At 65.6% G+C, this 12895-nt stretch carries 7 protein-coding genes and 2 rRNA genes; 7 read left to right on the top strand and 2 right to left on the bottom strand.

Annotation, left to right across the window (positions count from 1 at the left end; all coding sequences use genetic code 11):
* Positions 1–9: 9 nt before the first annotated feature.
* A complete protein-coding gene (locus tag ACKTSN_RS20645; RefSeq protein ID WP_409470463.1) occupies positions 10–2220 on the bottom strand; it encodes a protein kinase domain-containing protein in 2211 nt (736 codons plus the stop codon).
* 146 nt (positions 2221–2366) lie between these two features.
* Between ACKTSN_RS20645 and ACKTSN_RS20640 the strand changes: the two genes are divergently transcribed.
* The 5 genes from ACKTSN_RS20640 to proC all read left to right on the top strand — a co-directional run bounded on the left by ACKTSN_RS20640 (position 2367) and on the right by proC (position 6010).
* Entirely contained in the window at positions 2367–2690 is a 324-nt protein-coding gene (locus ACKTSN_RS20640; RefSeq protein WP_409470462.1) for an SH3 domain-containing protein, read from the top strand.
* Positions 2691–2775: 85 nt separating this feature from the next.
* Positions 2776–3297, top strand: coding sequence for an EamA/RhaT family transporter (locus tag ACKTSN_RS20635; protein WP_409470461.1), 522 nt, complete (start codon positions 2776–2778; stop codon positions 3295–3297).
* 48 nt (positions 3298–3345) lie between these two features.
* Positions 3346–4170, top strand: a complete 825-nt coding sequence (locus ACKTSN_RS20630) for an ABC transporter ATP-binding protein (protein WP_409470460.1) — start codon at positions 3346–3348, stop codon at positions 4168–4170.
* Complete coding sequence (locus ACKTSN_RS20625) at positions 4167–4955, top strand: ABC transporter permease (RefSeq protein WP_409470459.1); 789 nt, start codon at positions 4167–4169, stop codon at positions 4953–4955. Before ACKTSN_RS20630 ends, ACKTSN_RS20625 begins: the two co-directional genes overlap by 4 nt.
* 242 nt (positions 4956–5197) lie before the next feature.
* A complete protein-coding gene (gene proC / locus ACKTSN_RS20620) occupies positions 5198–6010 on the top strand; it encodes a pyrroline-5-carboxylate reductase (RefSeq protein ID WP_409470458.1) in 813 nt (270 codons plus the stop codon).
* 54 nt (positions 6011–6064) lie between these two features.
* Here the strand turns inward: proC and trpS are convergent, their stop codons facing one another.
* Positions 6065–7090 carry a tryptophan--tRNA ligase gene (gene trpS, locus ACKTSN_RS20615; RefSeq protein WP_409470457.1) on the bottom strand — a complete coding sequence of 342 codons (1026 nt, stop codon included), beginning with the start codon at positions 7088–7090 and terminating at the stop codon, positions 6065–6067.
* 827 nt (positions 7091–7917) lie between these two features.
* On the opposite strand from trpS, the gene ACKTSN_RS20610 reads away from it, so the two are divergent.
* A 16S ribosomal RNA gene (locus ACKTSN_RS20610) occupies positions 7918–9443 on the top strand.
* A 303-nt stretch (positions 9444–9746) separates the two neighbouring features.
* Positions 9747–12868, top strand: a 23S ribosomal RNA gene (locus ACKTSN_RS20605).
* Together the 16S and 23S rRNA genes form the textbook arrangement of a ribosomal RNA operon.
* Positions 12869–12895 lie beyond the last annotated feature (27 nt).

Raw genomic sequence — 12895 nt, 5'->3', positions numbered from 1 at the left:
CCCCGCCTGTCACCACCGCGCCGGATCGTCCCCGTCCACCGCGAACAGCGAACCGTCCGGAGCCGCGGCGAACACCCTGCCGTCCCCGGCGACCGGCAGTGGCAGCCCGGACACCACCGACCCCCGCGCCGCCCCGGGCCGCGCCCTGGTCTGCCCCAGCAGCGCACCCTTCCCGGTGTCGACGGCGACGACCCGCCCGTCCCCGGCACTGAAGTACAGCCGCCCCCCGGCCACCACCGGCGCGGACGGGAAACTGACGGACGTCTCCAGCCGCCACAGCTGCGCCGACGTCCGCGTGTCGGCGGCGACCAGCGCGCCGTCGGCCCCCAGCAGATACACCGTGTCCTTCTGTACGACGGCCTGCGCTCCCGCCAGCGGATGGCGCAGGGCGATGCGGCGCTGCGTCCCGTGCGTGGCGTCGTAGCGCACGACCGCGTCGGTGTCGGCGTACTCCGCCGAGGTCGACGTGAACCAGAGCACGCCCTCACGGGCGCCGACCAGGCTGAGCGCACCGGCCAGCTGCCGCTGCCAGCGGACGGCGCCGCTCTCCGGGTCGACGGCGGTCACCCGGGTTCCAGTCCCGGCCGCGCCGACCGCGTACGCGACCCGGCCGCCGTACGACTGGAACACCGGCTGCGTGAGCCCGGCGACCGCGTGCTGCCACTTCCGCTCGCCGGTGGCCGCGTCCAGCGCGGTGACCTTCGAGTCGCGTCCGGTGAGCAGGACGATCCCGCCGACGTGCGCGACCCGACCGTCGTAGCGCGAGATGTCGTGGCTCCAGCGGGTCCTGCCGGTCGCCGGGTCGAGCGCGGCGAGCCGCCGCCCGCCCTCCGTGACGACATGCAGCAACCCGCCCGACAGCACCGGCGGCTCGACGGTCCCGTCCGCCTGCTGCCCGCCCCCCGCACGCGCCCACTTCACGCCGCCGTCGGCGGGATCGACCGCGGCGGCCAGAACACCGGGGCGGGTGCAGTACAGCGTCCCGGGCGTGTAGGCGCACTGCGGCATGCCGCTCGCCTCGGCGCCACGGGCGCTCAGGTCGATGTCCCAGGGGCGGAACGGGGCGGGCTGCCCGGCCCCGGCCGGCGTCGGGCTGTCGCCGGCCCCGAGGAGGGCGACAGCCCCCGCGCCCAGGGCGAGCACGGCGGCGACGGCCACGGCGGCTCTCCGCCACCGCCTTCTCGGGCCGCGGGCCCCGGGTGCGTCCGCGACCGGACCGTCCGCCGAGGGCACCCGGCGCCGGTGCGTGGGGGCCTCGTCGGGACCGGCATCGTTCGGGGGTCCGGCTTTCCGCGGGCGATGGAACTCCCGTGCCGGCTCGACTTCCCGCGGGTCATCGAACGGCCGGTCGCCCGTGCGCTGTTCGGGAATGAAGGCCTGTGTGTCATACGACGCCGAAAGCGACCGGAGCTCCGCCATCAGCTCGTCCGGAGTGGGCCGGTCCTCCGGCTCCTTGGCCAGGCACCGGGCGACGAGTGGCGCCAGCTCGTCCGGCACTCCTGTCAAGTCCGGCTCTTCATGGACGACCTGATATGCCACCAGGTACGGGCTGTCGGAGTCGAAGGGGCCGCTGCCCGTCGCGGCGTGCACGATGACCGACCCGAGCGCGAAGACGTCGGCGGCCGGCCCGACCTCCCGCGGCCTGCGGAACTGCTCCGGCGCCATGAACGGCGGCGTGCCGATCAACTTGCCGGTCTCGGTGCGCAGTTCGCTGTCCGAGGGCCGGGATATCCCGAAGTCGATGACCTTCGGCCCGTCCTCGGCGAGCAGGACGTTGCTCGGCTTGAGGTCGCGGTGCACGACCCCGACCCGATGGATGTCCCGCAGCGCCTCGGCGAGCCCCGCCGTCAACTGCCGCAGCCGGGCCGGCGCAAGGGCCCCGTTCCGCTTCACGTACTCGGCGAGGGTGGGGCCGGGGATGAAGAGCGTCGCCATCCAGGGGCGCTCGGCATCGGGATCGGCGTCGACGACGGGCGCGGTGAAGGCACCGCTGACCCGCCGTGCGGCGGCCACCTCCTGCCGGAACCGCCCCCGGAACTCCGGGTCCTGAGCAAACTCCCCGTGCACCACCTTCACGGCGAGCCGCAACCCCGAGGCCGACCGCGCCAGATGGACCACGCCCATGCCACCGGAACCGAGCGGCGCCTCCAGCAGGTACTGCCCGGCGTACTGCGGAGATTCCGCTTCCGCATCCGTACCGGTGCTGCGCCATGGCGGCATCTCTCACCCCCGGATGTCCGTCCGCATGCGCGACGCGCTGAGCCTAGTCGATGCTTCGTGCGAAACCTCTGTGGCTTGCTAGCCTCGGTGTGCCAGGTGATTTTGGCGTGAACCGTTCACAAGCATCCAAACGGGGGGAGGCCGACATGGCCACGGAGGACATCGAGATCTCGGGCACGGACGAGCTGGAGACGGCACCGGCGGCGACGGCGGAGGCGAGGGTCCGCTCCTACCCGGTCGCCCCCGGCGTCCGGCTCAACGTCCGCAGCGGCCCCGGCACCCACTACCGGATCGTCCGCGTCCTGCCCGAGGGCGCCACCGTCCCCATCTACTGCCAGCGCCCCGGCGACACCGTCACCGGCCCCTACGGCACCACCAACATCTGGGACTGCATCGCCAACGCCCAGTACGTCTCCGACGCCTACGTCAACACCGGCAGCGACGGCTACGTGGCACCGCGCTGCTCCTGACGACGGCAGGGTGCGCCGGGCGCTGCTCCCGACGACCAGGGGCGCCCGGCATGGTTCCTGACCGCGGCGAGGGCCTGGCCCCGCCATGGCCGGGAGCCATAATCGGCCCGTGAGCGACAAGCAGAACCGCACCCCGGGCCAGCCCACGGGCGGCCCCCGCCCCGAGCCCATCCGTTTCTTCGGCACGACCTGGGTGCACCACGACAACGGATACACGGCCCGCCGTATCGGCGCCGCCGTCGGCTCCCTCGCCGCAGCCGTCGCCGCCTGCCTGGTGCTCCGCTTCGCCTACGAGGGTCTGCAGATCGCCGACTCCGGCAGCTTCGTCACGCTGCTGGTCGTCGTCATGTTCGCGGTCTGCAGCGCTCTCGCCTTCCGCCACACCTGGGACGCCTTCACCAAGCGCCCGGACCCCGACCGCCAGGCTTCCCTGCGCGGCCTGCTGACCATCGGCTTCGTCGGCTCCCTCCTCGCCTACTTCTTCCGCTCCCTCCTCGAGGCCCCGGGCGAGAACCTCCACCGCGAGGAGTACGAGGAGGCCCGCCGACAGCACGAGAAGCGCTCCGCCCGCCGCACCGGCAACCCGAAGAAGCGCCGCCGCACCTGAGCAGCCCCTGCCTTGACGAGGCGTACACCCAGGAGAATTATTCATCGCATGATGAATAATGCTGCCGACCCACCCGACGCCAACGGCAACACCCCACCCCGAACCGCCGAGACCTCCGCCATCCACGCCGAGGGCCTCACCGTCGTCCGCGGCCCCCGCACAGTCCTGCGCGCCCTCGACTTCACCGTCCCGCGCGGCCAGATCACCGGCCTGCTCGGTCCCTCCGGATGCGGCAAGTCGACCCTGATGCGCGCCATCGTCGGCACCCAGGCCAAGGTCACCGGCACCCTCGACGTCCTGGGTCGCCCCGCCGGCCACCCCACACTGCGCACCCGCATCGGCTACGTCACCCAGGCCCCCTCCGTCTACGACGACCTGACCATCCGTCAGAACCTGGACTACTTCGCCGCGATCCTCGACCCAGGCCGCTCGGCATCCGAACGCCGCCACGACAACGTCACCCGGGCCATCGCCGACGTCGACCTCACCAGCCACGCCTACTCCCTCGCCGGCAACCTCTCCGGCGGCCAGCGCAGCCGCGTCTCCCTGGCAGTAGCCCTCCTGGGCACCCCCGAACTCCTGGTCCTCGACGAACCGACCGTCGGCCTGGACCCCGTCCTCCGCCGCGACCTGTGGAACCTCTTCCACGACATCGCCGCCGGCCGCGGCGCCACCCTCCTCATCTCCTCCCACGTCATGGACGAGGCCGAGCGCTGCCACCGCCTCCTCCTCATGCGCGAAGGCGAGATCCTCGCCGACGACACCCCGGACGCCCTGCGCACCCGCACCGGCGCCGACACCGTCGAAGCGGCGTTCCTGCGCCTGGTGGACGAGGCAACCGCGAACAGCCGCAAGAAGGAGACCGCCCGATGAGCGCGACGACGGTCACCGCCCCCGCAACGCCCGCACCCACCAGCGCCCTGAACGCCTCCCGCACCACCGCCACCGCGGCCCGCGTCCTGCGCCAGCTCCGCCACGACCCGCGCACGATCGCGCTGATGCTCCTCGTCCCGTGCCTGATGCTGATCCTGCTGCGCTACGTCTTCGACGGCAGCCCGCGCACCTTCGACAACATCGGCGCATCCCTCCTGGGCATTTTCCCGCTGATCACGATGTTCCTGGTGACCTCCATCGCCACCCTGCGCGAACGCACCTCCGGCACCCTCGAACGCCTCCTCGCCATGCCCCTCGGCAAAGGCGACGTGATCGCGGGCTACGCCCTCGCCTTCGGCACCCTGGCGATCATCCAGTCCGCCCTCGCCACCGGCCTGGCGCTCTGGCTCCTGGGCCTGGACGTCACGGGCTCGCCCTGGCTGCTCCTGCTCGTGGCCCTGCTCGACGCCCTGCTCGGGACAGCCCTCGGTCTCTTCGTCTCGGCCTTCGCGGCCTCCGAATTCCAGGCGGTCCAGTTCATGCCGGCAGTGCTCTTCCCCCAACTCCTCCTCTGCGGCCTGTTCACCCCACGCGACAACATGCACCCCATCCTCGAGGCCATCTCCAACGTCCTCCCCATGTCCTACGCCGTCGACGGCATGAGCGAAGTCCTCAAGCACACCGACATGACCGCCAACTTCCTCCGCGACACCCTGATCGTGGCAGGCTGCGCCCTACTGGTCCTGACCCTGGGCGCAGCAACACTGAGGCGCCGCACGGCGTAGATGTCTCCGCCGTAGCTGCGGGCAGTCGTGCCTCCCCCAGTGCCTTAAGGGCCTGGGAGGTGCCCCCAGGGCGGCACGGGTGGGCGCAGCGGCACCCCGCTGGCGCGGGCGAGCAAAACGCCCTCAGCCGCAACCCCGCCCACCCGTCAACCGGCGTCCCGCCTGCCGGACAGCCCACGCGCACCCTCACTCCAAGTGCGAGGATGCCCAAAGGACGACGCACCCCCGGAGGGCCCCGCACCATGACCCAGAAAGTCGCAGTCCTCGGCACCGGCAAGATCGGCGAAGCCCTGCTCAGCGGAATGATCCGCGCCGGCTGGACCCCCGCCGACCTCCTGGTCACCGCCCGCCGCCCGGAACGAGCCGAAGAACTCCGCACCCGCTACGGAGTCACCCCGGTCACCAACCCGGAAGCCGCCAAGACCGCCGACACCCTGATCCTCACGGTCAAACCGCAGGACATGGGCACCCTCCTCGACGAACTCGCCCCCCACGTCCCCACCGACCGCCTGGTCATCAGCGGCGCGGCGGGCATCACCACCTCCTTCATCGAGGAGCGCCTCACCGTCGGCACCCCGGTCGTCCGCGTCATGACGAACACCCCCGCCCTCGTCGACGAAGCCATGTCCGTCATTTCCGCCGGCAGCCACGCCAGCGATGCCGACCTGGCCCACGCGGAGGAAATCTTCGGCGCCGTCGGCAAGACGCTGCGCGTCCCCGAGTCCCAGCAGGACGCCTGCACGGCCCTCTCCGGCTCCGGCCCGGCGTACTTCTTCTACCTGGTCGAAGCCATGACCGACGCCGGCATCCTGCTGGGCCTGCCCCGCGACAAGGCCCACGACCTGATCGTCCAGTCCGCGATCGGCGCCGCCACGATGCTCCGCGACAGCGGCGAACACCCGGTGAAGCTCCGCGAGAACGTCACCTCCCCCGCCGGCACCACCATCAACGCCATCCGCGAACTCGAGAACCACGGCGTACGAGCCGCCCTCATCGCCGCCCTCGAAGCCGCCCGCGACCGCAGCCGCGAACTGGCCTCCGGCAACAACAGCTGAGCCTCCGGCAACAACAGCTGACGCCCGGCCGCCCCTGCCCAGGGGCGGCCCAGCTCACCCCTGAGCAGTCACCTCGATATCGGCAGACGCCGGCAACAACCCGATCGCCCGGTACGCGGCATCCACGGTCGGCCGGGCCATCGCCCGAGCCCTCTCCGCACCATCCCGCAGCACCTCCTCCACATAGCCAGGATCCGCGCACAACGCCTTGTGCCTCTCCTGCACGGGCCTGAGAACCTCGACCACGGCCTCTGCGGTGTCCTTCTTCAAGGCGCCGTACGACTCATATACACCGCTCAGCTCCGATGGGTTCCCACCCGTGCAGGCCGCGAGGATCTCCAGCAGATTGGCGAGGCCCGGCCGCGCCTCCCGGTCGTACACGACCTCCCGCCCGCTGTCGGTCACGGCCCGCAGAACCTTCTTCCGCACCACGTCCGGCTCATCGAGCAGATAGACGATCCCGGGCCCGACGTCCTCACTCTTCCCCATCTTCGAGGCCGGGTCCTGCAGGTTCATCACCCGCGTGGCCACCGTCGGATGCGTGGCCCGAGGCACCACGAACGTGTACCCGTACCGACGGTTGAATCGCACCGCGAGATCCCGCGCCAGCTCTACATGCTGCGCCTGATCGTCCCCCACCGGCACCTCGTCGGTCCCGTACGCCAGGATGTCCGCCGCCATCAGCACGGGATACGTCAGCAGCGACAGCCGCACACTCCCGCCCCGCTGCCGCTCACGCGCGGCTTTCTCCCTGTACTGGATCATTCGCCGCATCTCGCCGTCCGTGGCCACGCACTCCAGCAGATACGACAGCCGCGCGTGCTCATCCACATGGCTCTGCACGAACACGGTGCACAGCTCCGGATCCAGCCCCGTCGCCAACAACAGGCTCGCCGCCTGCCGACTCAGCCGCCGCACCCGCGCCGGATCGTGCTCCACGGTCAGCGCATGCAGATCGACGACACAGAACAGCGCGTCCGCCTGGTGCTGATCCACGGCAGCCCACCGCCGCATGGCCCCCAGGTAGTTCCCCAGCGTCAGATTCCCGGTCGGCTTGACCCCACTGAAGACCCGCGTCATCCCTTCTCCACCTCCTGGTCGAGGCCGCCGTCCCAGCGGGCCGACCCTCCGGAGCTCAGGAGGGAGATACGAGAACGGCCGCCGAGGCGGCGGCCGTTGAGTGCATACGTAAGTCCGGCCGCCGTCAGGCGGCCCACCACTGCTGGGTGTACGTACGCGTCGTCATGCACACCAGAGTACGCCCGTAGGGTCTGGTCCGGAGCTGAGTTGACACACCCCGACCCGATCCGTAGTGTTCTCCGGGTTGTCCGACGTGAGAGCCGACTCCGGTCGGTCCCCGGACAGCCATTCCGCAGGTACTCAAGCAGCAATCGACGATCCGTCGTCGTATGCATTGCCATGCGTATTTGCGAGATGAGGAATCCGCGTTCGAAAGGACGCAGCCCCCGATTAGCTCGGGAGCCAGGAATCCGCTAAAGTCTCACTCGTCGGAACGGCCCGCAACGGCCGCGAAGGCAACTCCCGCTGACTGGGAATCAGGCCCGAAAGGATCTGATAGAGTCGGAACCGCCGGAAAGGGAAACGCGAAAGCGGGAACCTGGAAAGCACCGAGGAAATCGGATCGGAAAAAGATCTGATAGAGTCGGAAACGCAAGAACGAAGGGAAGCCCGGAGGAAAGCCCGCGAGGGTGAGTACAAAGGAAGCGACCGTTCCTTGAGAACTCAACAGCGTGCCAAAAGTCAACGCCAGATATGTTGATACCCCGTCTCTCCCGTTCGGGAGGGCGAGGTTCCTTTGAAATAACACAGCGAGGACGCTATGTGCGAGGGGATTATTCCTCCCCTCGCACCGCTCTCGTGGTGTTGCACCGGATCACCGGTAAACATTCACGGAGAGTTTGATCCTGGCTCAGGACGAACGCTGGCGGCGTGCTTAACACATGCAAGTCGAACGATGAACCACTTCGGTGGGGATTAGTGGCGAACGGGTGAGTAACACGTGGGCAATCTGCCCTGCACTCTGGGACAAGCCCTGGAAACGGGGTCTAATACCGGATATGAGCCCCCGCCGCATGGCGGGGGCTGCAAAGCTCCGGCGGTGCAGGATGAGCCCGCGGCCTATCAGCTTGTTGGTGAGGTAACGGCTCACCAAGGCGACGACGGGTAGCCGGCCTGAGAGGGCGACCGGCCACACTGGGACTGAGACACGGCCCAGACTCCTACGGGAGGCAGCAGTGGGGAATATTGCACAATGGGCGAAAGCCTGATGCAGCGACGCCGCGTGAGGGATGACGGCCTTCGGGTTGTAAACCTCTTTCAGCAGGGAAGAAGCGAAAGTGACGGTACCTGCAGAAGAAGCGCCGGCTAACTACGTGCCAGCAGCCGCGGTAATACGTAGGGCGCAAGCGTTGTCCGGAATTATTGGGCGTAAAGAGCTCGTAGGCGGCTTGTCACGTCGGGTGTGAAAGCCCGGGGCTTAACCCCGGGTCTGCATTCGATACGGGCTAGCTAGAGTGTGGTAGGGGAGATCGGAATTCCTGGTGTAGCGGTGAAATGCGCAGATATCAGGAGGAACACCGGTGGCGAAGGCGGATCTCTGGGCCATTACTGACGCTGAGGAGCGAAAGCGTGGGGAGCGAACAGGATTAGATACCCTGGTAGTCCACGCCGTAAACGGTGGGAACTAGGTGTTGGCGACATTCCACGTCGTCGGTGCCGCAGCTAACGCATTAAGTTCCCCGCCTGGGGAGTACGGCCGCAAGGCTAAAACTCAAAGGAATTGACGGGGGCCCGCACAAGCAGCGGAGCATGTGGCTTAATTCGACGCAACGCGAAGAACCTTACCAAGGCTTGACATACACCGGAAACGTCTGGAGACAGGCGCCCCCTTGTGGTCGGTGTACAGGTGGTGCATGGCTGTCGTCAGCTCGTGTCGTGAGATGTTGGGTTAAGTCCCGCAACGAGCGCAACCCTTGTCCCGTGTTGCCAGCATGCCCTTCGGGGTGATGGGGACTCACAGGAGACCGCCGGGGTCAACTCGGAGGAAGGTGGGGACGACGTCAAGTCATCATGCCCCTTATGTCTTGGGCTGCACACGTGCTACAATGGCCGGTACAATGAGCTGCGATACCGTGAGGTGGAGCGAATCTCAAAAAGCCGGTCTCAGTTCGGATTGGGGTCTGCAACTCGACCCCATGAAGTCGGAGTTGCTAGTAATCGCAGATCAGCATTGCTGCGGTGAATACGTTCCCGGGCCTTGTACACACCGCCCGTCACGTCACGAAAGTCGGTAACACCCGAAGCCGGTGGCCCAACCCCTTGTGGGAGGGAGCTGTCGAAGGTGGGACTGGCGATTGGGACGAAGTCGTAACAAGGTAGCCGTACCGGAAGGTGCGGCTGGATCACCTCCTTTCTAAGGAGCACTTCTCACCAACTCCGGTTGGTCAGAGGCCAGTACATCGGCGAACGTCTGATGCTGGTTGCTCATGGGTGGAACGTTGACTACTCGGCACACTTGATCGTCTTCTCCTTCTAGTACTGCTCTTCGGAGCGTGGAACGTTGAGGGAAGCGGGGAGTGTGTCGGGCACGCTGTTGGGTGTCTGAGGGAATGAACTTTCCTCGGTCGCCGGCCCCAGTGCACTCGGACCGTAAGGGTTCGGGGTGATGGGTGGCTGGTCGTTGTTTGAGAACTGCACAGTGGACGCGAGCATCTGTGGCCAAGTTTTTAAGGGCGCACGGTGGATGCCTTGGCACCAGGAACCGATGAAGGACGTGGGAGGCCACGATAGTCCCCGGGGAGTCGTCAACCAGGCTTTGATCCGGGGGTTTCCGAATGGGGAAACCCGGCAGTCGTCATGGGCTGTCACCCATACCTGAACACATAGGGTATGCGGAGGGAACGCGGGGAAGTGAAACATCTCAGTACCCGCAGGAAGAGAAAACAACCGTGATTCCGGGAGTAGTGGCGAGCGAAACCGGATGAGGCCAAACCGTATGCGTGTGAGACCCGGCAGGGGTTGCGTATACGGGGTTGTGGGATCTCTCTTCCACGGTCTGCCGGCCGTGGGACGAGTCAGAAACCGTTGATGTAGGCGAAGGACATGCGAAAGGTCCGGCGTAGAGGGTAAGACCCCCGTAGTCGAAACATCAGCGGCTCGTTTGAGAGACACCCAAGTAGCACGGGGCCCGAGAAATCCCGTGTGAATCTGGCGGGACCACCCGCTAAGCCTAAATATTCCCTGGTGACCGATAGCGGATAGTACCGTGAGGGAATGGTGAAAAGTACCGCGGGAGCGGAGTGAAATAGTACCTGAAACCGTGTGCCTACAAGCCGTGGGAGCGTCGGACATCAGCTTGCTGGTGTCTCGTGACTGCGTGCCTTTTGAAGAATGAGCCTGCGAGTTTGCGGTGTGTTGCGAGGTTAACCCGGGTGGGGAAGCCGTAGCGAAAGCGAGTCCGAACAGGGCGATTCAGTAGCGCGCTCAAGACCCGAAGCGGAGTGATCTAGCCATGGGCAGGTTGAAGCGGAGGTAAGACTTCGTGGAGGACCGAACCCACCAGGGTTGAAAACCTGGGGGATGACCTGTGGTTAGGGGTGAAAGGCCAATCAAACTCCGTGATAGCTGGTTCTCCCCGAAATGCATTTAGGTGCAGCGTCGTGTGTTTCTTGCCGGAGGTAGAGCACTGGATAGGCGATGGGCCCTACCGGGTTACTGACCTTAGCCAAACTCCGAATGCCGGTAAGTGAGAGCGCGGCAGTGAGACTGTGGGGGATAAGCTCCATGGTCGAGAGGGAAACAGCCCAGAGCATCGACTAAGGCCCCTAAGCGTACGCTAAGTGGGAAAGGATGTGGAGTCGCACAGACAACCAGGAGGTTGGCTTAGAAGCAGCCACCCTTGAAAGAGTGCGTAATAGCTCACTGGTCTAGTGATTCCGCGCCGACAATGTAGCGGGGCTCAAGCGTACCGCCGAAGTCGTGTCATTGCAGCAATACGCCCAACGGCGGCTGTGATGGGTAGGGGAGCGTCGTGTGCCGGGTGAAGCCGCGCCGGAAGGCAGTGGTGGACGGTTCACGAGTGAGAATGCAGGCATGAGTAGCGATACACACGTGAGAAACGTGTGCGCCGATTGACCAAGGGTTCCTGGGTCAAGCTGATCTGCCCAGGGTAAGTCGGGACCTAAGGCGAGGCCGACAGGCGTAGTCGATGGATAACCGGTTGATATTCCGGTACCCGCTGTGAAGCGTCAAACATCGAGCATCGTGATGCTAAGGCCGTGAAGCCGCCCTGATCTCTTCGGAGTTGAGGGGAGTGGTGGAGCCGCCGAACCAAGCGGTTAGTAGGTGAGTGATGGGGTGACGCAGGAAGGTAGTCCATCCCGGGCGGTGGTTGTCCCGGGGTAAGGGTGTAGGACGCAAGGCAGGCAAATCCGCCTTGCATTAAGTCTGAGACCTGATGCCGAGCCGATTGTGGTGAAGTGGATGATCCTATGCTGTCGAGAAAAGCCTCTAGCGAGTTTCATGGCGGCCCGTACCCTAAACCGACTCAGGTGGTCAGGTAGAGAATACCGAGGCGTTCGGGTGAACTATGGTTAAGGAACTCGGCAAAATGCCCCCGTAACTTCGGGAGAAGGGGGGCCACATCCGGTGATGAGCTTCGCGCTCTGAGCTGGGGGTGGCCGCAGAGACCAGCGAGAAGCGACTGTTTACTAAAAACACAGGTCCGTGCGAAGCCGTAAGGCGATGTATACGGACTGACGCCTGCCCGGTGCTGGAACGTTAAGGGGACCGGTTAGCTCACCTTCGGGTGGGCGAAGCTGAGAACTTAAGCGCCAGTAAACGGCGGTGGTAACTATAACCATCCTAAGGTAGCGAAATTCCTTGTCGGGTAAGTTCCGACCTGCACGAATGGCGTAACGACTTCTCGACTGTCTCAACCATAGGCCCGGTGAAATTGCACTACGAGTAAAGATGCTCGTTTCGCGCAGCAGGACGGAAAGACCCCGGGACCTTTACTACAGTTTGATATTGGTGTTCGGTTCGGCTTGTGTAGGATAGCTGGGAGACTGTGAACTCTGGACGCCAGTTCAGGGGGAGTCGTCGTTGAAATACCAGTCTGGTCGTGCTGGATGTCTAACCTGGGTCCGTGATCCGGATCAGGGACAGTGTCTGATGGGTAGTTTAACTGGGGCGGTTGCCTCCTAAAGGGTAACGGAGGCGCCCAAAGGTTCCCTCAGCCTGGTTGGCAATCAGGTGTTGAGTGTAAGTGCACAAGGGAGCTTGACTGTGAGACCGACGGGTCGAGCAGGGACGAAAGTCGGGACTAGTGATCCGGCGGTGGCTTGTGGAAGCGCCGTCGCTCAACGGATAAAAGGTACCCCGGGGATAACAGGCTGATCTTCCCCAAGAGTCCATATCGACGGGATGGTTTGGCACCTCGATGTCGGCTCGTCGCATCCTGGGGCTGGAGTCGGTCCCAAGGGTTGGGCTGTTCGCCCATTAAAGCGGTACGCGAGCTGGGTTTAGAACGTCGTGAGACAGTTCGGTCCCTATCCGCTGTGCGCGCAGGAGTCTTGAGAAGGGCTGTCCCTAGTACGAGAGGACCGGGACGGACGAACCTCTGGTGTGCCAGTTGTCCTGCCAAGGGCATGGCTGGTTGGCTACGTTCGGGAGGGATAACCGCTGAAAGCATCTAAGCGGGAAGCCTGCTTCGAGATGAGGACTCCCACCCACTTGATGGGGTAAGGCTCCCAGTAGACGACTGGGTTGATAGGCCGGATATGGAAGCACGGCAACGTGTGGAGTTGACCGGTACTAATAGGCCGAGGGCTTGTCCTCAGTTGCTCGCGTCCACTGTGTTGGTTC

Origin of the sequence: Streptomyces flavusporus (assembly GCF_046267975.1) — a bacterium.
GTDB classification, from domain to species: domain Bacteria; phylum Actinomycetota; class Actinomycetes; order Streptomycetales; family Streptomycetaceae; genus Streptomyces; species Streptomyces flavusporus.
Note: the sequence above shows the minus strand (reverse complement) of the source record. Positions and strands in the feature narration are given on the sequence as shown.

Excerpts from the sequence above, each read along its gene's own strand:
- ACKTSN_RS20645 (WP_409470463.1), bottom strand. The coding sequence starts at position 2,220 with ATGCCGCCATGGCGCAGCACCGGTACGGATGCGGAAGCGGAATCTCCG.
- ACKTSN_RS20640 (WP_409470462.1), top strand. The coding sequence starts at position 2,367 with ATGGCCACGGAGGACATCGAGATCTCGGGCACGGACGAGCTGGAGACG.
- ACKTSN_RS20635 (WP_409470461.1), top strand. The coding sequence starts at position 2,776 with ATGGCCGGGAGCCATAATCGGCCCGTGAGCGACAAGCAGAACCGCACC.
- ACKTSN_RS20630 (WP_409470460.1), top strand. The coding sequence starts at position 3,346 with ATGATGAATAATGCTGCCGACCCACCCGACGCCAACGGCAACACCCCA.
- ACKTSN_RS20625 (WP_409470459.1), top strand. The coding sequence starts at position 4,167 with ATGAGCGCGACGACGGTCACCGCCCCCGCAACGCCCGCACCCACCAGC.
- proC (WP_409470458.1), top strand. The coding sequence starts at position 5,198 with ATGACCCAGAAAGTCGCAGTCCTCGGCACCGGCAAGATCGGCGAAGCC.
- trpS (WP_409470457.1), bottom strand. The coding sequence starts at position 7,090 with ATGACGCGGGTCTTCAGTGGGGTCAAGCCGACCGGGAATCTGACGCTG.